The 24,847-nt window shown below is 34.0% G+C and carries 22 protein-coding genes and 1 pseudogene; 10 read left to right on the forward strand and 13 right to left on the reverse strand.

The window, feature by feature from the left end:
- From grdA to CI949_RS05765, 4 genes are all read left to right on the forward strand, one after another.
- On the forward strand, positions 1-367 hold a 367-nt coding region (gene grdA / locus CI949_RS05750; protein WP_290763911.1), incomplete at its 5' end, for a glycine/sarcosine/betaine reductase complex selenoprotein A.
- Positions 368-421: 54 nt separating this feature from the next.
- Positions 422-1,747 (forward strand): glycine/sarcosine/betaine reductase component B subunit, encoded by a 1,326-nt coding sequence (locus CI949_RS05755; RefSeq protein ID WP_290763914.1) that lies wholly within the window; start codon positions 422-424, stop codon positions 1,745-1,747.
- 18 nt (positions 1,748-1,765) lie between these two features.
- Complete coding sequence (grdH, locus tag CI949_RS05760) at positions 1,766-3,085, forward strand: betaine reductase selenoprotein B (protein WP_290763916.1); 1,320 nt, start codon at positions 1,766-1,768, stop codon at positions 3,083-3,085.
- Between the two features lie 97 nt (positions 3,086-3,182).
- Positions 3,183-4,760 carry a BCCT family transporter gene (locus CI949_RS05765; RefSeq protein WP_290763919.1) on the forward strand — a complete coding sequence of 526 codons (1,578 nt, stop codon included), beginning with the start codon at positions 3,183-3,185 and terminating at the stop codon, positions 4,758-4,760.
- A gap of 66 nt (positions 4,761-4,826) precedes the next feature.
- Here CI949_RS05765 and CI949_RS05770 read toward each other — a convergent pair whose 3' ends face one another.
- Positions 4,827-5,501 (reverse strand): TetR/AcrR family transcriptional regulator, encoded by a 675-nt coding sequence (locus tag CI949_RS05770; protein WP_290763922.1) that lies wholly within the window; start codon positions 5,499-5,501, stop codon positions 4,827-4,829.
- 175 nt (positions 5,502-5,676) lie between these two features.
- On the opposite strand from CI949_RS05770, the gene trxB reads away from it, so the two are divergent.
- The 5 genes from trxB (at position 5,677) to CI949_RS05795 (ending at position 11,630) form a co-directional block, all read left to right on the forward strand.
- Positions 5,677-6,882, forward strand: a complete 1,206-nt coding sequence (trxB, locus tag CI949_RS05775) for a thioredoxin-disulfide reductase (protein WP_290763928.1) — start codon at positions 5,677-5,679, stop codon at positions 6,880-6,882.
- A 21-nt stretch (positions 6,883-6,903) separates the two neighbouring features.
- Positions 6,904-7,221 carry a thioredoxin TrxA gene (locus CI949_RS05780; protein ID WP_005486927.1) on the forward strand — a complete coding sequence of 106 codons (318 nt, stop codon included), beginning with the start codon at positions 6,904-6,906 and terminating at the stop codon, positions 7,219-7,221.
- A 74-nt stretch (positions 7,222-7,295) separates the two neighbouring features.
- Positions 7,296-8,840 carry a glycine/sarcosine/betaine reductase complex component C subunit beta gene (gene grdC / locus CI949_RS05785; protein ID WP_290763933.1) on the forward strand — a complete coding sequence of 515 codons (1,545 nt, stop codon included), beginning with the start codon at positions 7,296-7,298 and terminating at the stop codon, positions 8,838-8,840.
- Between the two features lie 10 nt (positions 8,841-8,850).
- Complete coding sequence (grdD, locus tag CI949_RS05790; protein WP_290763936.1) at positions 8,851-9,990, forward strand: glycine/sarcosine/betaine reductase complex component C subunit alpha; 1,140 nt, start codon at positions 8,851-8,853, stop codon at positions 9,988-9,990.
- Between the two features lie 266 nt (positions 9,991-10,256).
- Positions 10,257-11,630 (forward strand): sodium:alanine symporter family protein, encoded by a 1,374-nt coding sequence (locus CI949_RS05795; protein WP_290763939.1) that lies wholly within the window; start codon positions 10,257-10,259, stop codon positions 11,628-11,630.
- Between the two features lie 77 nt (positions 11,631-11,707).
- Here CI949_RS05795 and CI949_RS05800 read toward each other — a convergent pair whose 3' ends face one another.
- The 12 genes from CI949_RS05800 to pgsB all read right to left on the reverse strand — a co-directional run bounded on the left by CI949_RS05800 (position 11,708) and on the right by pgsB (position 24,347).
- Positions 11,708-13,345, reverse strand: a complete 1,638-nt coding sequence (locus tag CI949_RS05800; protein WP_290763942.1) for a dipeptidase — start codon at positions 13,343-13,345, stop codon at positions 11,708-11,710.
- A gap of 14 nt (positions 13,346-13,359) precedes the next feature.
- Positions 13,360-14,943, reverse strand: a complete 1,584-nt coding sequence (locus CI949_RS05805; RefSeq protein ID WP_290763944.1) for a dipeptidase — start codon at positions 14,941-14,943, stop codon at positions 13,360-13,362.
- A 24-nt stretch (positions 14,944-14,967) separates the two neighbouring features.
- Positions 14,968-16,140 (reverse strand): succinylglutamate desuccinylase, encoded by a 1,173-nt coding sequence (locus tag CI949_RS05810; protein ID WP_290763946.1) that lies wholly within the window; start codon positions 16,138-16,140, stop codon positions 14,968-14,970.
- Between the two features lie 11 nt (positions 16,141-16,151).
- Positions 16,152-16,316 carry a hypothetical protein gene (locus CI949_RS05815; RefSeq protein WP_290763948.1) on the reverse strand — a complete coding sequence of 55 codons (165 nt, stop codon included), beginning with the start codon at positions 16,314-16,316 and terminating at the stop codon, positions 16,152-16,154.
- Between the two features lie 19 nt (positions 16,317-16,335).
- Positions 16,336-17,625 carry a C4-dicarboxylate ABC transporter gene (locus CI949_RS05820; RefSeq protein ID WP_290763951.1) on the reverse strand — a complete coding sequence of 430 codons (1,290 nt, stop codon included), beginning with the start codon at positions 17,623-17,625 and terminating at the stop codon, positions 16,336-16,338.
- Positions 17,626-17,658: 33 nt separating this feature from the next.
- Positions 17,659-18,222: a DUF6305 family protein gene (locus tag CI949_RS05825; protein ID WP_290763954.1), complete on the reverse strand. Its 564-nt coding sequence runs from the start codon at positions 18,220-18,222 to the stop codon at positions 17,659-17,661.
- A gap of 203 nt (positions 18,223-18,425) precedes the next feature.
- Positions 18,426-19,046 carry a response regulator gene (locus CI949_RS05830; protein ID WP_290763957.1) on the reverse strand — a complete coding sequence of 207 codons (621 nt, stop codon included), beginning with the start codon at positions 19,044-19,046 and terminating at the stop codon, positions 18,426-18,428.
- Positions 19,024-20,406, reverse strand: coding sequence for a sensor histidine kinase KdpD (locus tag CI949_RS05835; RefSeq protein WP_290763960.1), 1,383 nt, complete (start codon positions 20,404-20,406; stop codon positions 19,024-19,026). The genes CI949_RS05830 and CI949_RS05835 overlap by 23 nt, the downstream gene beginning before the upstream one ends.
- Positions 20,397-21,605 (reverse strand): DUF6305 family protein, encoded by a 1,209-nt coding sequence (locus CI949_RS05840; protein WP_290763962.1) that lies wholly within the window; start codon positions 21,603-21,605, stop codon positions 20,397-20,399. Before CI949_RS05840 ends, CI949_RS05835 begins: the two co-directional genes overlap by 10 nt.
- A gap of 15 nt (positions 21,606-21,620) precedes the next feature.
- Entirely contained in the window at positions 21,621-22,706 is a 1,086-nt protein-coding gene (gene pgsW, locus CI949_RS05845) for a poly-gamma-glutamate system protein (RefSeq protein WP_290763965.1), read from the reverse strand.
- A 13-nt stretch (positions 22,707-22,719) separates the two neighbouring features.
- Positions 22,720-23,148: a poly-gamma-glutamate biosynthesis protein PgsC gene (pgsC, locus tag CI949_RS05850; protein ID WP_290763968.1), complete on the reverse strand. Its 429-nt coding sequence runs from the start codon at positions 23,146-23,148 to the stop codon at positions 22,720-22,722.
- The gene (gene pgsB, locus CI949_RS05855) at positions 23,142-24,347 is read right to left on the reverse strand and encodes a poly-gamma-glutamate synthase PgsB (RefSeq protein WP_290763980.1); all 1,206 of its coding nucleotides are present in this window, start codon (positions 24,345-24,347) and stop codon (positions 23,142-23,144) included. Before pgsB ends, pgsC begins: the two co-directional genes overlap by 7 nt.
- Before the next feature lie 308 nt (positions 24,348-24,655).
- On the opposite strand from pgsB, the pseudogene CI949_RS05860 reads away from it, so the two are divergent.
- Positions 24,656-24,847, forward strand: a pseudogene (locus tag CI949_RS05860) (glycine/sarcosine/betaine reductase complex selenoprotein A); the annotation flags it as partial.

Raw genomic sequence — 24,847 nt, forward strand, 5'->3', positions numbered from 1 at the left:
TACTACAACTGAGTGCTTTGTCTGAACAAGCGCAGGAGCTATGGACCTGGAAAATCAGCAGAGAATAAAAGATCTTGCTGATAAACACGGTGCGGAGAATCTAGTTGTTATCTTAGGTGGTGCAGAAGCTGAAGCTTCTGGATTAGCTTGTGAAACAGTAACAAATGGAGATCCAACCTTTGCAGGACCATTAGCAGGAGTTCCGTTGGGACTCGCGTGTTATCATGTCGTGGAACCAGAAATCAAAGCTGAAATTGATGAGGAAGTATATGAAGATCAAATCAGTATGATGGAAATGGTTATAGATGTAGACGCTATTGTAGAAGAGGTAAAAACCTATCGCGAGAAGTATTCAGAGTTTATTTAAGTAGATACTCTAATGCAGATTGTGAATATATTATTATGAAAGGGGTGGACCGCGGTGAAACTTGAACTCGGAAATTTTTATGTAAAAGACATTGAGTTCGGTGATGAGACTACTTATAATGATGGAGTTTTAACAATAAATAAAGAAGAAGCTCTAGAAGTAGTTTTTAAAGACAAACATATTACTGAGGCCGATTTAAGAATAGTTAAGCCTGGGGATATGGTTCGTCTGGTACCAGTTAAAGAAGCAATTGAACCCCGCTTCCGCGTAGGGGGAGGACCTGTTTTTCCTGGTGTGACTGGAAAACTCGAACAAGCAGGAGATGGTGAAACTCGCTGCTTAAAAGATATGAGTGTTCTAGTTGTAGGAAAACACTGGGGTGGTTTCCAGGACGGATTAATTGACATGGGAGGAGAAGGCGCTAAATATACTTACTTTTCTTCTTTAAAAAATGTTGTTTTAGTCGCTGATACAGATGAAGAATTTGAAAAGCGGGAACAGCAGAAAAAGAATCATGCTTTAAGATGGGCCGGAATGAGACTTGCAGAATACTTAGGTGAGGCAGTTAAAGATTTAGAGCCAGAAGAGAAAGATACATATGAGCTTGAGCCTTTAACCAAAAGATCTAAAGATGTATCAGAGCTTCCAAATGTTGCAATAGTTATGCAGCCACAATCTCAGATGGAAGAAAAGGGTTATAATGACCTTAACTATGGTTGGGATACAAACAGAATGCTTCCAACTTTTATGCATCCAAATGAGATTTTAGATGGAGCAATGATTTCCGGCAGCTTTATGCCTTGTTCTTCAAAATGGGCAACTTATGATTTTCAGAATTTCCCATTGATTAAGAGACTTTATCAAGAACATGGTAAAACAATTAACTTTGTTGGTGTGATTATGTCAAACTTAAATGTTGCGCTTGAGCAGAAAGAGCGTTCAGCACTATTTGTGGCTCAGATGGCCAAATCTCTTGGGGTTGATGCAGCAATAGTAACAGAAGAAGGATACGGAAATCCAGATGCTGATTATATTGGTTGTATTGTAGCTTTAGAAGATGCCGGTGTGAAAACTGTAGGTGTCAGTAATGAAGCGACTGGAAGAGATGGTGGCTCACAGCCATTAGTAACTTTAGATCCAAAAGCAGATGCATTAGTTTCCACAGGAAATGTATCTGAATTAATAAAATTACCTCCGATGGATGAGGTAATTGGAGAATTAGAAGCACTTGCCAGAGATGGACTTTCTGGGGGCTGGGCAGATGACGAAATTCTTGGCTCTTCAGTTAAAGAAGATGGTTCAATTATTATGGAAAACAATGCAATGTTTTGTGGCGATCAAATTGCTGGCTGGTCTCCAAAAACAATGAAAGAATACTAAACCGGGGAGGTGGAAATAATGAAAAAAGCAGTTATATATTTAAACCAATTTTTTGGTCAGATAGGTGGAGAAGAAGTTGCAGATCATGCTCCTGAAATAAGAGAAGAAAAAGTTGGAGCAGCAATGCTTTATGATCAAATGCTTGATGCAGATGTTACTCATACAGTTATCTGTGGAGATAATTTTATGGGGAGTAATACTGAAGAAGCTGTAGAAACAATTATTTGTTTCTTAGAAGATGTAGAATTTGATATTTTCTTTGCAGGACCTGCATTTCAGGCTGGACGCTATGGTATGGCCTGTGGTCAGATTGGTAAAGCAGTAAAAGAAGAGTTCGATGTACCTGTGATTTCATCTATGAATATTGAAAACCCCGGTGTTGAAGTATTTAAAAAAGATATTTATATCTTTCCGGGTGGACATAGTGCCGCAAAAATGAGAGATGATGTTAAAAAGATGACTGATTTTGGTAATAAAATTCTTAATGGAGAAAAATTATTACCTGCAGAAGAAGAAGGCTATTATATTCGCGGTATTAGACACCAATATTTCTTAGAAGATGAAACTCCAGCATATGAGAGAGCAATTGATATGCTGCTCAAAAAAATTAATGGTGAAGAATTTAAAAGTGAATTACCTATACCTGAATTAGATCGGGTAGAAATAGCTCCAGCAATTGAAGATTTAAGTAAGGCAGAAATAGCTTTAGTTACTTCTGGAGGGATTGTTCCTGTTGATAATCCAGATAAGATTCAGTCTGCTTCAGCAACAAGATGGGGTAAGTATGACATTAGTGGTATGGAAAAACTAGAAAATCGAGCAGAAGATGCTTTTAAAACAATTCATGCTGGTTTTGATCCTGCTGCTGCTGATGCTGATCCTAATGTAGTAGTTCCTGTTGATGCAATGCGTAAGTTTGAAGAAGAAGGTAAAATTGGTAAATTACATGACTATTTCTATTCAACAGTAGGAACTGGGACTACTCAGGCAGAAGCTGCCAGAATGGGTAAGGAAATAGCGCAAGAATTACAAGATGCCAATGTTCAAGCAGTTATTTTAACATCCACTTGAGGTACCTGTACACGTTGCGGTGCAACAATGGTGAAAGAAATTGAAAGAGCTGGTTTTACGGTTGTTCAAATGGCAAACTTAATTCCTGTAGCAAAAACTGTTGGTGCTAATAGAATGGTACCTACTATCTCTATCCCTTATCCATTGGGAGATCCTTCTACAAGTAAAGAAGAACAATGGGAACTTAGATATCATCGTGTTGGAGTAGCTTTAGATGCTCTTACAACTGAAATCGATGACCAAAAAGTTTTTGATGTAGAAATGTAAATATACGACCTTTACCCCTCCTATAACAGGTGGGGTAGGGGTTTTTCCATTAAAATTTAAGTGAAAAATATAACACATTTATAAAGGGGTGGAATAGGTGGAAGAGCGTAAAGATGCACATGGAAATTTAATTAAAGAAAGAGGCCGAGAAGTATTTGTGATTTCACTGGTAGTTGTTTTTGCAATTGTTCTCTGGGGAATTGCCATGCCAGAAAGCTTTAGTGGAGTTGCAAATAGCTTATTTAATTTCCTTACAAACGGTTTTGGCTGGTTTTACTTAATAACAATGACTTTATTTGTAGTTTTTTGTGTCTGGGTTGCTCTAAGTCAATATGGTAAAATTAGGCTAGGTAAACCTGATGAAGAACCGGAATTCAGTACTATTTCCTGGTTTGCAATGTTATTTAGTGCAGGAATGGGGGTAGGTCTTGTATTCTGGGGAGTTGCAGAGCCTTTAAATCATTTTGTTAATCCTTTAGGTATGGAGGGCGGAACTGCAGCTGCAGCAGATTTTGCTTTAAAGACTTCTTTTTTACACTGGGGACTTCATCCCTGGTCTGCTTACGGAGTTTTAGCACTTGCTTTAGCTTATATGCAGTTTAGACATGATAAACCTGCTCAGATAAGCAGTGTGTTTATTCCTTTAATTGGAGAAGCCAGGGCCAGAGGAACCATAGGTAAGATTGTTGATATTCTGGCTATTTTTGCAACAGTGGCTGGTGTTGCAACTTCTCTGGGTATGGCAACACTGCAGGTAACCAGTGGTTTCAACTTTCTATTTGGAGTGCCAGAAACCGACTTTGTACGTTTAATTGTTATTGGAGTTATCACACTTCTATTTATGATTTCTGCAATAACCGGTGTTGATAAAGGAATTAAATATTTATCTAATGCAAATATTACTCTTGCAGGAGTTATCATGGTTCTCTGTTTAATTATTGGACCGACTATCTTAATTATTAACAATTTTACCAATGCTTTCGGAATGTATTTCTCAAATATAGTTCGGGACAGTTTTAAAATAGGTAAGGACAGCTGGTATGGAGCCTGGACCTTATTTTACTGGGCCTGGTGGATCGCCTGGGCACCTTTTGTGGCAACCTTTATTGCCAGAATTTCTAGAGGTAGAACAATTAGAGAATTTATTGGTGGAGTGCTATTTGCTCCCACACTTGCTTCTTTTGTCTGGTTTTCAATTTTAGGTACAATGGGAATTGAAACTGGAATGGAAGTTGCTCAAGATGCTATTGCAGTTACAGAAACAGCGTTTTTTGAAGTGATGCAGTATTATCCAGGTGGTGGCTTGATTTCAATTATAGGAGTTACACTTCTAATTACTTTTTTTATCACTTCAGCAGATTCGGCTACTTTTGTGCTGGGAATGTTATCTGATAAAGGTAATCAAAATCCATCAGCAAAATTAAAGGTTACCTGGGGAATTATTCAGTCAGGTTTAGCTATTGCACTGATGTTATCCGGAGGTTTAGGTATGCTGCAGACAGGATCAATCGTAGCAGCTTTCCCATTTGCTTTTATTATGATTATGGCAATGGTAGCAATGATTAAAGCTTTAAAAGCTGATGCAGCAGTAGAAGGTATTGTTGATATTAATACAGTAGCTGATGTTTCAGTTGATCATATGGACGAAGATAAATTAGCAGAAAAAGAGGCTTAAATATAGTTGTAAAAAAAATTGGAAATTAAAATTAAAAATCCCGGCATTATGCCGGGTGATTTCCAATTAATTTTGATGACAGCAGATAGCATTTTCTACAATTGATTTTATCTGATTGCTGATAATTTTTAAAGCTTCTTTACTATTATAGTCGATTCTTTTATTAACCATTAAGGTTAACATACCATGGTAAATATAAGTGATCATATTATCCATCTGACGAGCTTTTTTTTCATGAAGAAAATTGCCTTCGATCAGTGGTTTTGAAGCAATGGCAGCTCGATGAGAGAGATCAGGATCTAATAGCATTGGTAGTAGATCAGCAGACGGAGTGCCTAATTTTTCTGGAAAAAGATCAAAGTATTTTTTCATCAATATTTCGGGATGATCTCCAATGTTGTCTGTAAAAATTGCATAATAAATTTTGGGGTTTTCAAAGGAATATTTACAAAAACATTCCCACATTTTTATAAAACGATCAATTTCATCATCAGCATCTGCTATATAATTTGGCATTGCCTGACTGTATTCACCTAGAAAATCAAGTGAGGCAAAAAAGATTAATTGTTTGCAGTTATCAAAATAGTTATAGATAGTAGCACTATTATAGCCGGCCTTTTTAGCAACTCCCCGGATTGTTACATTATTTATACCGTTTTCTTCAATTATCTCGCGAGTTGCTTCAATAAATATTTTGAGTGTTCGTTTTTTCTTAATATCTTTACGATCAAAGTCAATCATGATTATTACACATCCTTTAACATAATTTAAAAGCTAAATATTCTGTATTTAAGGATACAATAGCTTTTAACAAAATGCAAGAAATAGAATAATATATTTATTTTAACAAATATAATTAATAAATGTAATTTAAACTTAAATTTTAATAAAATAAAATCATTTTAGGAGGAAAAATATGAGTGAAAAATATGATTTAATTATCTTAGGTGGTGGACCTGCTGGAATCTCGTCAGCAATTTATGGTTCTCGTTCTAGACTAAAAACTTTAGTTTTAGAAGCTAAGAGGAAAACTGGTGGTCAGCCTAGCACTTATCATGATATGGAAAATTATCCTGGGGTACCGGAAACTACTGCTTCTGATCTAATGGAGAACTTCCGGACTCATGCCGAAAAATTTGGAACTGAGTTTAAAAGAGGTGAAGTAAAATCTTTAGAGGTTGATGGCTTTGAAAAAATTGTTAAATGTAAAAAGGGTGAAGAGTATAGGGCTAAAAGTGTTGTTATTGCTACAGGTGCTGAACCTAGAAGATTAGGGATTAAAGGTGAAGAAGAATTTAAAGGTAAGGGAGTATCTTACTGTGCAACCTGTGATGCAGATCTATTTACCGATTTAGATATTGTTGTAGTTGGTAATGGAAACTCTGCTGTTGAAGAATCAATTTATCTGAGTAAATTTGTCAACAAAATTACAATGATAGTTATCCATGATGAAGGAGTAATGGATGCTGAAAAGATTCTGCAGGAAAAAGCAATGGAAAATGAAAAAATTGATTTTATCTGGAATTCAGTTCTAGAAGAAATCAAGGGGGATGGCCTGGTAGAAAAGGCTGTTGTTAAAAATATCAAAAATGGTGAAAAATCTGAGGTTGACTGTTCAGGAGTTTTCTTCTTTGTCGGAAGAGTTCCAAGTACAGACTTTTTAGAAGGTGTTGTTGATTTAACCGAACATGGTTATGTTGAAACAACAAAACAGATGGAAACAAACCAGCCTGGTGTTTATGCAGTTGGTGATGTAAGAGATAAAGTTGTGCGCCAGGTAATAACTGCTGCTGGTGATGGTGCGACAGCTGCAGTGATGGCTCAGGGTTATATTGAAGAAGAAGAATACTGGCAGAATCATGTTGTTGAAGCTGACAAACCAGCTTTAGTAGCTTTTTGGAGTGTTACTGATCAGGAAAGCATGGATGTTGTTAGTGAATTAGAAAATATGGAACTTGAAGCTAAGGGCTATAAATTCTTAAAAATCGATACTTACAAAAACAGACTTATTTCTAATAGATATGATATTGAAGAGATACCAACAATCTTAAAACTTGAAGATGGTAAAGTTGCTTCTAAATTAGTTAAACCAGAAAAGGAAGAGATTGAAGCAATTCTATAAAAATTCTAAGGAGGAATAAAAATGATTGAACTTAACAAAGAAAATTTCGAAGAAGAGGTACTTAATTATGATGGTAAGGTAGTTGTAGATTTCTGGAGTGAAAGTTGTGATGTTTGTTTAGAAATTATGCCTGATGTAAAAGAATTAGCAGAGGAATTTGCTGATGATTTTAAATTTGCTAAATTAGATATTCAGGGTAATAGAAGACTTGCTATTGGTCAGAAAGTTTTAGGACTTCCTTCAATAGTATTCTATGAAAATGGAGAAAAAGTTGAGCATCTGAGTGGTGAAGATTTAGAAGTTGAAGACATCAGAAAAGAATTAGAAGCAAGAGCATAATTATTGATATTTCTCTACCTCAGATTATTATAATTTGAGGTAGAGTGTTTTTTAAAAAATTCGGAGGTGGAAAAATGGATTTTCCAGTAATTAAAGGATCAGGATATGTTTTAGTACATACTCCTAATATATTAAAGGAAGCCGGCTCTAATCAGACAACAACTAGAGCAAAAAATCCTGATGATGAATATTTAAAGAAATTGGATGATTATTTAAGGACTTTTGAAGAAGTAGTTTCCTATGCTCCCAATCAGGCTTATATAGGTAATATTTTACCTGATGAGTTGAGAGATATTGAAACTCCCTGGTATGAAGAAGAAAACTTTATTGAGGGCGGACGCTTTGGAGATTTTGGTGAAATTATGCCAGAAGATGAATTCTATGCTTTAATCAAACATGTTGATGTATTTGATTTAGTAAAGTTAAGCCAGGAATTCATTAAAGAGATTGAGCCCAAAGTTGCAGAACATCCTATTTTAAAAGAAATGGAAATTGAGCTAGGTGAAGGGGAAGAGATCTCTGAACTGGAGGCTTTATTAGAAAATCATGCAGAACCACTTTATTTAGATAAAAAACTAGTTGGTTGTGTAAAAAGAGCACACGAAAGTGATGTAAATCTTAATGCACATACTATTTTAGAAAATTTAGTTGCCAAAGCATCTGGTGTATTATCAGTCAAAAATTTAGCTGCAAAAAATAATCTTGATCTAAATGATATTGATTATATACTTGAATGCTCTGAAGAGGCATGTGGAGATATTAATCAGCGTGGTGGAGGTAACTTTGCTAAAGCCATAGCAGAAATGGCAGGCTGTGAGAATGCTAATGGCTCAGATGTTAGAAGTTTCTGTGCAGCACCTTCTCATGCGATAGTTAATGCAGCTGCCTTAGTTCAAGCAGGAATTTATGATAATGTTGTAGTTGCAGCAGGTGGATCTGTAGCAAAATTAGGTATGAATGGTAAAGATCATATCAAAAAAGAAATGCCTGTTTTAGAAGATACCCTAGGTGGATTTGCAATTTTAGTTTCCAAAAATGATGGAGTCAGTCCAGTTATTAGAACTGATATTATTGGTCGTCATAAAGTTGGAACAGGATCTTCACCTCAAGCAGTAATTAGTTCTTTAGTAACTGATCCTTTAGATGAAAATGATTTAAATATTAAAGATATCGATAAATATTCTGTAGAAATGCAGAATCCAGAACTTACAAAACCTGCTGGTGCAGGAGATGTTCCAGAGTCAAATTACAAAATGATTGCTGCTTTAGGTGTTAAGCGCGGCGATTTAGAAAGAAAAGAACTGATGAACTTTGTTAATAAACATGGAATGCCAGGATTTGCTCCAACTCAGGGACATATTCCTTCAGGGGTTCCAGTTGTTGGTCCAGCTTCAGTAATGATGAAAAATGGCCAGATTGAAAAAGCAATGATTATTGGTAAAGGAAGTCTTTTCTTAGGTAGAATGACCAATCAATTTGATGGTATTTCTTTTGTAATGGAAAAGAATTCTGGAGTAAAAAAAGAAGAAGAAGATAGTGTAAGTGATAAAGAAATTAAAAATATGATCGCCGGTGCTATGCGCCAGATGGCAGATAATCTTCTCGGCGAAACCGAGTGAGGTGTATAAAATGACAGATAAAATAAATAAAAGAGTTGCCAGAGTGTTTAATGAGGTTGCAGCAGCTATTGAATCAGGTGAGTTTGGTGATAAAAAGAAAATTGGCCTAACTTTACTGGATAGTGAACATGGAATAGAGGAATTAAAAAAAGCTGCTCAACTGGCTGAAAACAAATATAATGATTTAGAAGTAGATTTAATAGGTTGTGAGGGAGACAAATGCAGCTGTTTAGCAGATGCTCATTCTATAATGGATCAAAAATTAGATAATAATGAGCTTGATGCAGCAGTTACCTTGCATTATAGTTTTCCTTTAGGTGTTTCAACAGTAGGTAGAGTTGTAACTCCTGGTCAGGGAAAAGAAATGCTGATTGCTACAACAACAGGTACTACCGATACTAATCGAGTTCCATCAATGCTTAAAAATACTATTTATGGTATTGCAGCTGCAAAATCTTTAGGGATTGAAAAGCCAACTGTAGGTATTTTAAATGTTGAAGGAGCAAGACTTGTAGAAAAAAATCTGCAGAAGTTAAAAGAAAATGGTTATGAGTTTGAATTTGCAACTTCTGTGAGAGCAGATGGTGGTTCAGTGATGAGAGGAAATGACCTACTTTTAGGAGTTCCAGATATAATGGTTACTGATACTCTGACTGGAAATATGCTGATGAAAATATTTTCTGCCTTTAATACAGGTGGACAGTATGAAGCAGTAGGTTATGGTTATGGACCAGGAATTGGCACAAACTTTGATAAATTAATAGGTATTGTTTCTCGTGCATCAGGAGCACCAGTAATTGCGAATGCAATTAAATTTATGGCAGAAGTAAGTAAGGGTAATTTATTAGAGATTACTAAAGCGGAAATGAAAGCTGCAAATAATGCTGGCTTAAAAGATATAATCTCTGAAATAAAAAGCAGCAGTTCAAAAGCAGAAGCTGAAACAGTTAAAGAACCAACAAAAAAAGTTACAGATGAGGAGATAGCAGGTATTGATATTTTAGAAATTGATGCAGCTAAAAACTCTCTCTGGAAAAAAGATATTTATGCAGAAACTGGAATGGGTTGTAGTGGACCTGTAATTTTAATTGCTGAAGATGATGAAGCTAAAGCAAGAGAAGAATTAAAGAATGCAGGTTTTATTGAATAACTATTAAGGTTTTTCTTGTAAAGAAAATTATAATCAAATTAAATATCTAACAGCTCTTATTGATTTTAAATATCTTAAATAAAATTTCAAAGATTTTTAAGATCAGAGAGCTGGATTAAGTTAAAGATTTAGTTTGAAAATTTAAAAAAATCAAATAAATGCTTAAATAATACTTTATTTGAAAAATATTCTATAATAAGTTATAATAAAAATTGTTATATATTTCACAATATCTTATTTTATTAAACTAAGAAAGGGGAAATGTTATGGCTTTTTTTCAGTATGTTAATGGTATTCTCTGGGGACCGGTAATGTTAGTTTTGCTTTTAGGAACAGGGGTTTTATTTACCTGGAAGCTAAGATTTATTCAAATTAGAAGACTAAAAGCTGCTTTTAAAGAAACTTTTGCTAAAATGTTTGATAAATCAATTGGGGCTGATGAATCTGGAATATCATCTTTTCAGGCTTTAGCCACAGCAGTTGCTGCTCAGGTTGGTACTGGTAACTTAGTTGGGGTTTCAACAGCTATAGCGGCTGGTGGACCAGGAGCTGTCTTTTGGATGTGGATTAGTGGAGTTTTTGGAATGGGTACAGTTTTTGCAGAGGCAGTTTTAGGACAAGAATTTAAAGAAACAGTAGATGGAGAGATGACAGGGGGTCCTGCTTTTTATATTCGTAATGGTTTAGGCAGTAAATCCCTAGCAGCACTTTTTGCGGTTTCTATAGTTGTAGCTTTGGGAATAGTAGGAAATATGGTTCAATCTAATTCAATTGCTACAGCCATGTCTGAGGCATTTGGAATTTCTACTTTAGTAATCGGAATTATCATTTCAATTTTAGTAGGTCTAGTTATTATTGGAGGTCTAAAAAGAATTGCTCATATTACAGAGATGGTAGTTCCATTTATGGCAGTAATGTATTTTTTAGCAAGTTTAGCTGTGATAATAATTAACTTTGAGAGTATTATTCCTTCTCTTAAAATGATTTTTTATGGAGCTTTTAATCCAACAGCTGCTACAGGTGGAGTTATTGGAGTTTCAATTAAACAAGCTTTCCGTTATGGTGTAGCTCGTGGTTTGTTTTCTAATGAAGCTGGAATGGGTTCTACTCCTCATGCTCATGCAGTAGCTAAAGTAAATCACCCAGCTCAACAGGGATTAGTTGCTATTTTTGGTGTTTTCTTTGATACTTTTGTTGTTTGTACTATGACAGCTTTAGTAATTATCACTAGTGGAGTTTTCAAGAGTGAAGCAATGCGGGGGGCAGCAATGACTCAAGCTGGTTTTGCTCAAGCTTTAGGTGGTATGGGTGAGAAGTTTGTGGCAATTGGACTTTTCTTTTTCGCCTTTACAACTATAATTAGTTGGTATTATTTTGGTGAGGTTAATATTAAATACTTATTTGGCAAAGGAAAAGTTAAATTTTATCGCTGGGTTGTTGTTGGCTGTGTGATTTTAGGTGCAGTTATGAAAGTGCCAGTGATCTGGGAAATGGCTGATATGTTTAATGGAATTATGGTAATTCCTAACGTAGTTGCTTTACTAGGAATGGTATCACTTGTTAGTAAAATCTATGATGATTATGAATATAATTTCTTAGAAGGAAAAGAATCAGAATATGAAAATAAAGATTTAAAGTAAAAAATTTAGATTAAAAAGGCTCAGCCCCTCTAATTCATAGCAGGGGCTGAGCCTTAATTTTAGTAGAGTAGTTTAAATTACTCAGCTACAGTACCTTCACCGAATCCTACTTCTTCTAACCATTCTGTAGGATAGCCAACAGATTGAATTTTGTCTGGATAGTTAATATATCCGTCATTATATTTATAAATCATTTCATCAGCAAATTCCCACCATTCATCTACAACTTTTTGTGCATTATTATAGCTGTAGTCAGTTAAAAATTCTTTTGTTCTTTCAGCACCATGAGAATCATAGATTTCTAAAGCAGCTTTGTCAATTGCAGGCTGCATATCGAAAAACTTACCTTCATACTTTTCCTGCATTGCTTGAATATCTTTTATCATATATGAGTATTTTAGATCAGCCCAATTAGATACGAAATCAAAAGCCCACCAAGCTGATGATCTATCAAATTTATCTCTTCTACCGGAAGTAAATGCTTCAGGAAGTTCTCTTGTACCACTATAAACTGGAACATAAACAGTAGAATGTGGGGCATCTTCGCCAAACCAGAGTATTGATTTAATTGGTGCAGGCATTGAACTACGAGCCTGACCTACAAAACTATAAGAACAGCGGAACATTGAAATAGCTCTTTCCCAGTCCATATCTTTTTTACCTTCAGGCTTTACAGAGGTAGGTGTAGGATATCTATTTGGGTTACCAAATGGACCAGCGGCTAGACCTTCAGTTAAATCGAATCTAGTACCTTCATAGTGGTCACGTTTAATAGCCATTAAATCTTGAGCCGAAACTTTCTCATCAGGTTTAACTGAGAAGGGATAGCGATCTGCTTTAGGATCAAAATTTTGTGATGGAGCTAAAATAGATAAGACTCTCCATTCACGTCTTTTTTGATAATATTCTGCACCATAAGGATTTGGGTTGTATGTTGCACAGAACATAAATTCTTCAGAAGGGTCCCACCAGCCCATGTTTTTTGCAAAAGATTTTACATTTTCAGAAGCCATTGCATTATCTGGATCACCAAGGTCGAGGGTGTCAATTCTACTTCTATTTGAAACTACACTAACATGGCCATCAGGAACTCTTTTAGCTGCCCAGATAGCGCCAGGTTCTTCGCTTCCTGGAGACCATATTGGTCCAGGGCCTACAATTTCGAACATCCATGCTTCTTCACCATCAATAACTGTTAGAGACTCTCCACCATCAGCATATCCATATTCTTCTGCTAATTCTCCCATGATCTGAACAGCTTCTCTAGCTGTTTTTGCTCTTTGAAGAGCGAGTCTTTCCAATTCTTCAATCATTAGAATTGCATCTGTATTTTTTAATTCGCCTCTACCACTAAAAGTTGCTTCACCAATCATTACTCCATGTTCATTCATAAAAGGATAGGCAATGTGGAAATAAGTATATGTTTCTTCTGCCTGCGGAACTTCTCCTAATTCTGTAACATTATAACCAGGAATTCCATCATGACAGCGAGTACCATAAACTGTAGTCATTGCATCATCTTCAAACTTTTCACCTTCAACAATTTGAATTCGTGCATCATAGTTACCATCACAGGTGTGAGTTGTCATGACAGAACCATCAACTGAGGCATCTTTTCCAACCATAATGGAAGTACAGGCATTAACTGCTGTAAATCCCATAAAGATGACCATTAAAACAGCAAGTGTAATTGTAAGTGTTTTTTTGTTAAGCATTTAATAAATCCCCCTTAATTATTATTGATCTGATAATAAAGCTCGTCAGCGAGTTGCCAATAACGATTTTCTGTCCAGTGCATCAATGAACCAGTGTGGTTAGTTAATAACTCTTTTACAGCTTGTTCATCTTGAGTAATATCAAGAATTACAGCTTTTTCTTCAATCTTATTTTGTAGTTCGAAAATATGATTTTGCATTGGATTTAATACAGAATCAACTTGTTCTCTTAGATCTCCATAGCGCATATTAACAAAATCATCTACTTGAGCAAAAGCCCACCAAGCAGAATCTCTATCAAATTTGTCTCTATCAAGAGTTTTCCATGAAGTTGGTACAGCTTCTACTCCAACATTCATTGGAATGAAAGGACTGTTTTCTGGGTTATCAAGTCCAAACCAAATTACTCCTCCGATTTCATCTGGAAGCCAGTTTCTTGATTGCGAAACGAAGAAATAAGAACAGTAATAACGGGCTATAGGACGATAATAATCAAGGCCTAAAAGTTTACGCATTTCCCCATCTGCTTGTGGAGTTGCATAAACACTTTTTACCATTTCGCCATCTTCATTCTCATAATACCATCCTTCTTGATCTGCAAGGTCATGTTTGGTATTTTTATCTGTATCTCTAAAAAGTTTTATAACATCTTGGACTGAAACTTTTTTATCTGGTTTTACTGAAAAAGGATAATCATGCGCATTTTCAAATTTCCAGTCGCCAGAGGGTGCTAATTCATTATATACCCGCCAGAGTCTATTACTGGATCCAGGATCCCAAGGATGATTGTCGATATCTCCATATACTTTATTCCAAACAAATGTAGATTCTTTTTCATTATATAATCCTAACTCTAATGCAGTTTTTTTATAATTGTCAGAAACTAGTAGATTATCTTGTTCTTTATAGTTTTCTGGTATTTCTCCAATTCTACTTATATTTGGAACCACAGTAACATGATCATCAGGAACTTTTTTTGCAGCCCAGACTGCACCAGGTTTTCCACTATCTTTAGTCCACATTGGTCCGGTTCCATAAATTTCAAAAACCCAAACTTCATTTGGATCGGCAACTGTCAGACATTCTCCTCTATAACATGATTCTCTATAACCGTATTCTTCAGCTAATTCCCCCATAAGCTTAATTGCTTCACGGGCAGTCTTAGTTCTCTGTAGAGCAAAAACTTCAAGTTGTTCAATGGTCATAATTGCTTCTTCACTATTGGCAGTCTCTGGTGCCCCTACTATAGTAGTTTCACCAAATACTAATTGATGTTCATTAGCGTAAGGATATGCTCCATGGAAGTATTTATAAGTATGTTCCGCTTCCGGTATTTCTCCCAATTTAACTAAATCCATATGGTCAGCATAAACTATATTTTCATAAACAGGAGCCATTGTTCCTTTTTTATGATCTTGAGCAGGTATAATTTGGATTCTAGAGTCATATCTGCCATCAGCGGTATGTGAAGTAATAACAGAACCATCAGTTGTAGCTTCTTTTCCCACAAGAATATCAGTACAGGCCAGAGTAGAGCTGCTAATTATTAAAGCAGTTATTAATAATAAAATTAAAGAAATGGTAATTTTTCTTCTCATTTATAATCCCCTTTCTTTTTTTACTTACTCATAATAGACGCGATCTGAATCTGCATTTTTTGGATTATCAAAATAATGACCGACCCCATTTTCTACAATTTCTGAATATTTTGGTACATTTTCTATTATTACCTCCTTTCCGGGGTTCATTTGATTCCAGATCTGTGCAACCATCAAGGTACTAGAACAGTGTCTGCCAACTCGAACTTCAATTGGCCAGCCATCTTCATCAATTGTTTCATATAAAAGTCCAAATTCTCCAGCTCTTTGTACAAAAGGATCTTTACCTTCTAAAAGTAGCTTTTCATCTGTTACACCACGAACTCTATCTAAAAATGGCTCTGGAGTTTCAAATAAAAGTGAGACAGCATCAGAATTATCGCCAACTTCACGGTGTGATAGGCCATGCAAAGATTTGGGAGAATATTCCATGCTAATTGGCTTTTCAAATTCCATATCGGTTAAAGTCATAGAAGCCATAGCAGCAATATCTCTTCCAGACTCATGAGCTACAATTGTGCTAATTACAGGATATTCTAATTCTGCTTCATGATAATCAATGAACAAATCAACATTTTCTTTGTCGATTACCTGCATAAAAGCATAATTAACCTGCTCTGTAAAAGAACCATCTTTTTTACCAGGCCAGGTTCTATTAAAGTTTCTGATATCCATATAGGCTAACATTTGCTCACTTGGATAATGGACATAAACTTCTGGATCAGGCCAAGAATCTAGTGGATTTGTCCATCTATCACCCATTCTATATTTTTTCTCTCCCCAATCAGTTTCTATACTGTAAAATTGAGGATAAGCATCACCAGGACGAGTTACAGTTGAAGCACTTCTATTAGCTCTAATGGCAATAATTAACTTTCCTTTTTCTAAAACAGCATTTTCTGCAAAAATTTCTGCACTTAGATTTGCTGCTGGTTCTTCTGGGTGTGATCCACCTATAACAAAAAAGGTAGAACCAGGTTTTCCACTATCTAAAATATAGATATTACAATCTGCAACAGTATCTTTTAAGGGGTCATAATAATCACCCAAGGTTTTAACCTCAGTTACAGATGGGCCTGCGATCACCGCTTCTTTATAATTTCTATGTTCAATAAAAGCTTTACCTGATATAACTAAAGCAGTTATAACAATAACCGCAGTTATTACTTTAATTAAAATTAAATTTTTGCTAGACATCTTAATTCACCTCATTTAATCCTCAATATTCTAAGAATAAAGGGGATTATTATTACTGAATAGAGAACAGCTTCCTGAGCATCTTTGGTTTTAATAATTTCTCTCAGGAGTACAAAGGCAATAAAAGCACTGATAAGGTAATAACTGAACTCTACAATTGAATTTATAATACCCATAAAATAACCTCCTGAATTATTATCCTCCGACTAAAAATGACAATTGATTGCTGAAAACAAGAAATATTGTACATAAAGCTAAAATAAATGCCATGGGGATTAAACATGTTTTAAGAAAATCTTTATAATATCTTCCCTGATAATTCAGTTCTATTACTGTTGCTCTACCAACGACAGCAGTCGGGGGTAAAATATCACCAAGCGGCCACATAACTGCCATTGCAGAAAGAATTATAACTGGATTAAAACCTTTCATGTTAAATAAGAAAATCAAAGGTACTCCAAGTAGAGGAGCCACAGCATACTGCAGTAATCCTTCTGAGACTGGTAGTATGATAAAAAGTGAAGCAAATAAAAACCAGACTGGCAAAGTCACTACAGCTAGTGATATTAATCCTCTAGCACCACTTAAAGCCATAATTTGAATCAAGATTCCGACTACAATCATTATTCCAACAAGTGGAATCAGAGATCTTATTGTTTTTCCGGCAATATCAAGAATATTTAGTTTTTTTGGACTGAGTAAAAACATTGCTAGAGCTGCAATTAAGAACATCAGTGGAAGTCCTAAGATTGGCATTTTAAAAGGAAATAGTCTTCCAGCAATTATTAATAGAATTAGAATAAAAAATGGAGTTCCAACTCTTAACCAATTCATTTCAGCTGGTGGTTCAGGCAATTCTTCTAAGATTTTCTCTAATTTTGGATTTTCTCCTTTTGCTCCCAGAAAAAACATTGTAAATATTGCTCCAGTAATTGTGATTACAAATAAAGGCTGCATAAAACCAACATAAGGCATATTAGCTCCAGCAGCAGCCATCATAGCCCACAAATTGATTGGTGGAGCAGCAGCACTCATAGAAGCGCAAAGAAAAATAATTGCAGCGGTTTTTGTTTCAGAAATGCCCATATACATTAAAACTGTCCCCACAAGTGTACCTACAGTTAAAACTGTTGCAGCTCCTGCACCTGTTAGGGCTCCTGGGATCATCAGTATAAATGTTAAAAATAAAAGAGTTAAATAGCGGTGTTCATGGAATCTAATAATTATTTTTCTGACCATAAAGACGATACCGCCAGATTCTTTGACAAGATTAATAAAGAGGGTTGCAGTTATAAATATTAATGATACATCATAATATGTAAATGCGCCCTCGACTAAATGCCTGACCGGGATACCACCGGTATGATAAATAGCAGCAGCAAAAGCTGACAGGAGCATAGCCAGCTCTGTTCCAAGTTTAAAGTAAGTTCCAATGGCAAAAGTTACTGCTATTATGATTAGTACAATTCCAGCATGTAAAAACATTAAATACACCTCATTTCAGTAACAGTTAAACTTTTATTGAATATCAAATAGTTTTTTGATTGCTTCTCCCATTTCATTGTTTTTATCAAAGAATATAGCTGGGATATTTAATTCTTCACTTTTTTCTGTAAAAAATCCGTCCTGATTACTTGCATCTTTAATAATCAGTGCATCACTTTGGTGCATAACAATTTCAATTGATTTTGCATCATTATCATCAGCTCGTCTTGACATACCTTCAATATGAGCACCTAAGACCTGCAGACCATTTTCTTTTGCAGTTGTAATTAAATTATTAATTCTTTCTGCCTCCTGATCCATGTTAGTTCCTGCAGCTCCCATACCTTTACCACTGGTTCCCATTGTCACAATTAAAGTTTTGTAATCACTTCCTTCTAAAGCTTCAGCAGTTAGTAGATCATTTTGTGTGATATCAATACCAACCTGCTGAGAAATCATTTTAACCATTAAAGCACCTGGACTTTGACCACAGGTTGTAACTACAACGGGCTGTTCAAAAACAGGCATTGCAGCAGAAGTAATAAAACTTAAAGCAAATAATGAGATTACTGTAAATAATAAAGCTTTTTTAATCATAATATTTCCCTCCTTTTTAGATTTAGATATTTTCTTCACATAACTATATTTCAACTATAATTATAATATTCCTACTTTTTCTCTTATTTCTCTCAAAAAGAAAAATAAAACCACCAATTATGAACAGCTCAAGCTGCATAATTGATGGTTTAGAATTGATAAGATATTTTTTATTAGAACTCAAAAATAATAAGTCTGTAATATTATTTCAATTTGTAGTGATGGATAGGTCTGCCTACCTTGCCGTAATTAAGCTTTACTTCGACTAAATTTTCGTCAGCAATATAATTTAAATAACGATGTACTGTCTGATAGGCAAGATTTGTACCTTTAGAAATTTCTTCAATAGTTTCCGATTTTTTAATTTCCGTTAAATAGTCATAGATTATAGCAAGAGTTCTTTGAGTCATTCCCTTTGGTATATTTAATTCATTAATTTTTTCAGCAGTATTGTGTGAGCTTTCGTTAAAATTTAAATGAAGATTAATTCTAGAAATCAAATCTGCAGTTTTAATCGGCTTATTAGCAAAATCATCTGCCCCCGCCTTTAAAAATTTTTCAGCTAGATCCATTGATTCGTCTACTGTTAAAACGAGAATTGGAATGTTTTTATCTATTTTTCTTATTTCTTTAACCAATTTTAAACCATTGATATCAGGCATATGATAATCAACTAATAACAGATTGAAATTATTGTTTTTTATGTATTCTAAAGCTTTTAGACCTCGAGAAGTAGTGGTCATATTTAAATCTGCAACATCAGCAACAGCTTCTAATGTAAATAGAATATCTTTTTCATCATCAACTGCTAGTATTTTTTTCAAATTTTGACACCTCCGGTAATAAAATTTTTGCTTTTGTTCCCTGTTCTAACTTGCTTTCGATACTTATTTTTCCACCATGGCTCTCAATCACTTCTTTAACAAAATGAAGTCCTAATCCAGTGTTTTCAATACCTGTTGTATAGCCAATCTCCCAGATGTTATTAATTTGATCTGGCGGAATTCCTTTACCATTGTCTTTGATTAATATTTTAATTTTATTATTTAATTTTTCAGCTTTAATATTAATTTTGCCTTTTTTAAAATTAATGGCCTTAAGAGCATTATCTATTAAATTGATTAAGGCGCGAGATAATCTAACTTTATTGGCCTCAATTATTAAATTAGCATCATAGTCAAAAGAGATATGATCATCGATTTCTTCTAGAGCGAGCTGTATTTTAAGGAAATTAAATAATTCTTCCAATGATATTTTTCTTTTTTTATCTTCATATAGTATTTCAGAAATCATCTGCCCCATTTTGTCTGCTGAACTGCTGATTTTTTCAGTATACTTATGAATTTTTTTATTATTTATCTTCAGATCAATTACCCCACTAAGTCCTTGAATGGTAACCAGTGGTGTTTTCAAATCATGAACCAAATGCTTTATTTCACTGAAATATCTCGATTTTACAGCCTCCAGCTCTAGTTCTCTAATTTTTTCTTCTTTTTCTCGACTTTCTTCAAGTAGCTTTAAATTATTATAATAGTAGATAACAACTCTAGTTAAAATTAAGGCATTGATCATAATTATTATAGAAAATGTGAATCCAAAAAAGTTCATTATATATTCTGCTCCGATAAATTCTGTGACTTCCCTAATAGAAACGATTATTTCTCCCCGGCCAAAGCCGTAATTGCTTAAAAAAGGAATAATATCAAGCCAGTCTATACTGAACAAGAAAAGAGAGATAATAATAGTTTTAATAAAGATATGATGGATATCTTTAGTTAGATAATGAAGTATAAAAATTATTAAAATTGTAAGATATGATGGACCAGCAAAAACAAAATCTATATCATAAAGCAGACTAATGAGCTGATATGTTATAGGAATTATAATTAGTGTAACTAAAAAAGTGAAATTTTCAAAAGGACCAAAATTTTCAAGACTTTCTGCTAAAATGAAGGCACCTAAATAAATTGGGAGGTGCCTTAAAGTGTTAAGTATAACTAATTTTGTAGAAACTAAAAGCAGTAAACCGCTATCCTGAGCTGAAATACTCTGATAAAGCTGTTGTAATAGAGTGTATTGTGGTTCTTTGGTAAAAGATGGTAAAATAAGTGCAAAAACAATGACGATCAAAGAAGTTAATAACTTATTTTTATCTATTTTTTTAAAATCAATATTTATGGCCACCTCAGCTCAACTCCATTTATTTTAAGTAATAAAGTAATAAGTTCTATCTGATAATCAATTCTTTTTTTTAGTTCTAATTTTTCACAAGTTTCTAAAGTAAAGGCTGGAACTTTTAAATTCTTGCCCACAGTTTGTGATAGACTTCCTGTTTTAGGTGGAGTTATTAGTACAAATTTTTCAATATTGTTATCAATCTTTTCATTTATTAATTCAACTACTTCAGCTGCCTGCCAGATAGATTTATCATCAGGAAAAGCAATTATAGATTGACCGACAAAGTTTTTGTTAACACTATTAAAATCTTCGGATTCATGCAGATCAAGTACTAAATCAGGTGAAAATTTTTCTATAAGATTAAATATCTCTGCTGCTCTATTTTCCGCAGCAGAACCACCGATTTTCCCGGGGAAAGAGCGATTTAAAAACTCATCAGTTGGATGATTTCTTTTTCCAGCAGCTATTGCCTTTGGATTAGCACGAGGAATTATTACTAATCTAGCGCCATTCACTTCTGCCTGCTTCAGCCTTAAGGCTGATAATTGAGAAGCGATTTCATTTCCATGGATACCAGCATTTATTATGATTGTTTTATCACTCTGACTGCCATTCACAAAATATTCTACAGTTTCAGATTTACTGTTAAAAAGGTCTCTTATTATTGGTTTGATTTGTGAAAGATTGTCTGCCACCGCTAGCGGAATATTATATTTCATAGCTATTTCAGAAAAGTAATTATCAAAATTACTGCTTTTTGAAATGATCATATAATCAGCATAGGGAGCTACTATATTAAGTAATTTATCAGATTTTTCTTCGCGGCGGTTTTCACCTCCAAAATGAGTTAAAATTATAAATTTGTTTTTAGCTCTTGCTTTTTCAATTAAATCTTTGCTTCGCTGCAGTTCTGTTTCAAAATCAATTCCAGCAGCTCCGACCCCTTTACAGCTGTGGCCGATTGAAATAAAAATAGTTGGGTAATTTTCTAAATTTTCAGCTTCTAAAAAGGGATGATAAAAGAAATCGATATTTTCTTTGTCCAGTACAACTTTGACCATTAAACCATCGGGGTTCTGGCCCGGACAGGTTATAGCAACAGGTTGAGCTGGATAATATTTTATATTTTCTGCATTGGCAAATGAACTAAAAATTATGACAATTAAAATGCAGATTAAAGATAGTTTTAAGAAATGGGACTTCATTATTTAACCTCCTTATCATTCAGAAAAAACTTTTGCATAAAATAGAGGGAAAGCCATTAATATTAGCAGCAGTAAGATTAGAATTTTATTATGATCAACGATGTAATAAACATCAGCTTTACCTGGCTCAGGTAGAGGAACAGGATCGACTTTTATACCACTTTTTCGGGCTAGATTTTCAATATTTAAAAGATGAATAACTGGTATATTTTTGGAAAGAAAATATGACAGCAAGCCATTTTCTGTATACTCTGTATTTAATTTTCCGGGAATAGTCAAACCGTTTTCAAATTTTACTGAAGAAGCTGTATTACCAAAGTTGGCAGAAGCGCCACCAATATTGATAAAAACTTTAATCTTCTTATTTTGCGAGCTGTTTCTAAAGATTTTAATTCTCTGCTCAACACTTTCTTTAAGTGTTTTTTCGTAAATTAAGGGAATTTTTGATTTTTGAGAGATTTCAAAAAAACTATTTTTGTTTTCTATAAAAAAAAGATTATCTGCTCGATCATTATCACCGCCAAAAGAAATAGCAGTAATTTCAGTGTTTAAGATATTATCTTTTTGCAGCTGTTTAAGCATTTCAATAAAAGTGAAGTCCGGAATATTAGCACCATACATTGAAGCTCCAATTGAATAGATAAGTTCTACATCTAGATCAATTGTTTCTGCAGCAGAAATTACTGCTAGAATCAAGCCTGGAAAAGACCCACTTGCACCTACAGCGATTTTATCGCCTTTTTTTAAATTAAGTTGATCAAAGTATCTTATAATAAGGGCTGCAAAATCTGGATTGGTAGCAGTTCTTTTAGCTTTTAAATTACCCAAAGTTGTTGTAATAGGAGTATATTCTTTACCAATTAAAGCAGTTTTATTCAGATCTAAAGCAGTATCTATTTGATAACCCTGATCAATTTTAGCCTGATAAATTATTTCTTCAGCCTCGCTCATTTTTAGAGCAGCTTCGACCTGCTCTTTAAAAGCAGGATGTTCTATTCTAGAACTGCTGACTGAAAGAAACAGAAGAGAAGAAAGTGCAATTACAGCAGAAATAATTATTAATTTTATATTTATTTTTCCTTTAACCCACTTTGTAAACATTTATTTGGCTCCTTTAAATAAATAAAAGCATTAACAATCTTAAAAATATAGATACAACAGCCAGCGAAGAGATAGTAGCAGTAATTCCCTGTCTCAGCATATCATTGGCGATTAAACCGGGTATAATATAACCAATAACTCTTAAGTCTTCGGTAATTGGAAAATATTCAATAAAAAGTGATCTATAAAACCAGCCAATTAGGTAAGCAATTATTACACAGGCTGTAAACCGTCTTCTGCTGTACATTATAACATAATTTGATAAAGATTTCACAACAATATAAGTTAACATTGCTGTTGATACAGTAGCCAAAATACGGTAGGGTTCCTGCCAAAAGAAAGCAAGATAACCAGGAACAATGATTCCACCTGCATAAAAACCTGTTATTTCTGTGTAAATAAAACTGACTAAAATTCCTATTCCAACTGATTCTATTAACATTTAATTTCAACCCCAGATTCTGAGAAAAATTTAGAAATTATTTCTGCATCTCCGTGAATATTACCACAGCCAAATATTATTAGATCTTCATTGCTTTCTAAATTATTAAAATAATTAGATAGTTTATTGAACTTATTTAGCGCAAAAATAGATAAATTTAAATTTAAAATATTTTTTTGTGAATTTAAAATTTTCTTTAATAATCTCCGCTGCCTAAATTTAAGTGCACCACTCAGCAGATAAGCATTAAACCTATTTTTTTTAGTTAAAAATTCGGCAAATTCTTTTAATCTAAACCCTCTATCACTGCGGTGATTTATCAAAGCATAAATGCTTGCATTTTCAACAGGTAAATTATCAAAATTTTTAGAAACTCGATTCCAGATTATTTCTGTTGAATCACGATCATTAGCAGCAAAGGCATTAATGAAAATAATATTTCTGTTTTTTTCTTTTAAGAGATAATATTTTAAGCTGCCTGGATCTTCAGTGGCTGAAAACATTCCTTTTAAAGCGGTTTTTCTATCAATGTTAAAACACTGAGCTGTTTTAATTGCACAGGCAATATTATCTGCAAAAACTTCTTTTTCAAATAACTGCAGTTCTTCTTTGCTAATGGTTATATTATCTGTAGATGAATATTGATTATTTCTCATTTCTGATTTTTCTTTAATCAAGCGTGCTAATTTTTTTTCAGAAGATATAACATTTGAATTATAAGGTAAGCTTAAAGAAATTGTTTCTGCAATTTCGAGTAAATTATTTCCCATCTTGTCCAGATGATCATTTCGGACATTGGTAATGATCATATAATCTGCATTTAAAAATAAATTTTCACTGCTCCACTGAATTTCTGGGGAAACCGCCATACATTCTATTACCAACACATCTACTTCTTCTTCAACTGCTAATTGAACTATTTTTTTCTGTTCAGAAATACTTGGCGGTCCATGTCGGATTATTTCTTTTTCACTTTGATCAGGATAGATAATTCTGGCTGCAGAACCAGTTGTTTTAGCAAGAACTTTGAGTCCGCCTGATCTCAAAGCTGCAGAAATAAGTCGAGTAGTTGATGATTTACCTCTTATTCCATTGACATGTATTATTGAAGGAATATTATGCAAATTTTTATTATGTTTTTTTCTTTCAAAGATACCAATGATGATTATAATTAAAGCCATCAGAGCTATTATCTTCATGTGTTTTTCCTTTCTAAGGATATATTTTGCTTTTGTATATATTATTTCTTCACTTTCAGTTTACTACAAAGATTCAGAGATATCAATTAAATTTCAATGTAATTTCTTCATTATATAATATTTAAAAATAAAATTAAGATAGCTTTTTAGGGACGGAAAGCCCTAAAAGAATCAAATAAGATCAAAAAACAGAAAATTATAAAAAAAGCAGTAAAAAATATCACAATCATGATTGACATATAATCATGATTATGGTATTATAAAATTGTGAAAATGATGAAAATAAAAATATGAGGGAGGTGTTACTCATGTTAGAAGGTAAAAAAATTGCTATTTTAGGTGATCGTGATGGTATTCCTGGACCAGCCATTGAAGAATGTATGGAAACAACTGGTGCAGATGAAGTTGTATTTACTACAACTGAGTGCTTTGTCTGAACAAGCGCAGGAGCTATGGACCTGGAAAATCAGCAGAGAATAAAAGATCTTGCTGATAAACAC

This window comes from Halanaerobium sp. (assembly GCF_003070835.1).

Bases quoted from the DNA above. Each gene is read 5' to 3' on its own strand.
- CI949_RS05770 (WP_290763922.1), bottom strand. From the start codon at position 5,501: ATGATTGACTTTGATCGTAAAGATATTAAGAAAAAACGAACACTCAAA.
- trxB (WP_290763928.1), top strand. From the start codon at position 5,677: ATGAGTGAAAAATATGATTTAATTATCTTAGGTGGTGGACCTGCTGGA.
- CI949_RS05780 (WP_005486927.1), top strand. From the start codon at position 6,904: ATGATTGAACTTAACAAAGAAAATTTCGAAGAAGAGGTACTTAATTAT.
- grdC (WP_290763933.1), top strand. From the start codon at position 7,296: ATGGATTTTCCAGTAATTAAAGGATCAGGATATGTTTTAGTACATACT.
- grdD (WP_290763936.1), top strand. From the start codon at position 8,851: ATGACAGATAAAATAAATAAAAGAGTTGCCAGAGTGTTTAATGAGGTT.
- CI949_RS05795 (WP_290763939.1), top strand. From the start codon at position 10,257: ATGGCTTTTTTTCAGTATGTTAATGGTATTCTCTGGGGACCGGTAATG.
- CI949_RS05800 (WP_290763942.1), bottom strand. From the start codon at position 13,345: ATGCTTAACAAAAAAACACTTACAATTACACTTGCTGTTTTAATGGTC.
- CI949_RS05805 (WP_290763944.1), bottom strand. From the start codon at position 14,943: ATGAGAAGAAAAATTACCATTTCTTTAATTTTATTATTAATAACTGCT.
- CI949_RS05810 (WP_290763946.1), bottom strand. From the start codon at position 16,140: ATGTCTAGCAAAAATTTAATTTTAATTAAAGTAATAACTGCGGTTATT.
- CI949_RS05815 (WP_290763948.1), bottom strand. From the start codon at position 16,316: ATGGGTATTATAAATTCAATTGTAGAGTTCAGTTATTACCTTATCAGT.
- CI949_RS05820 (WP_290763951.1), bottom strand. From the start codon at position 17,625: ATGTTTTTACATGCTGGAATTGTACTAATCATAATAGCAGTAACTTTT.
- CI949_RS05825 (WP_290763954.1), bottom strand. From the start codon at position 18,222: ATGATTAAAAAAGCTTTATTATTTACAGTAATCTCATTATTTGCTTTA.
- CI949_RS05840 (WP_290763962.1), bottom strand. From the start codon at position 21,605: ATGAAGTCCCATTTCTTAAAACTATCTTTAATCTGCATTTTAATTGTC.
- pgsW (WP_290763965.1), bottom strand. From the start codon at position 22,706: ATGTTTACAAAGTGGGTTAAAGGAAAAATAAATATAAAATTAATAATT.
- pgsC (WP_290763968.1), bottom strand. From the start codon at position 23,148: ATGTTAATAGAATCAGTTGGAATAGGAATTTTAGTCAGTTTTATTTAC.
- pgsB (WP_290763980.1), bottom strand. From the start codon at position 24,347: ATGAAGATAATAGCTCTGATGGCTTTAATTATAATCATCATTGGTATC.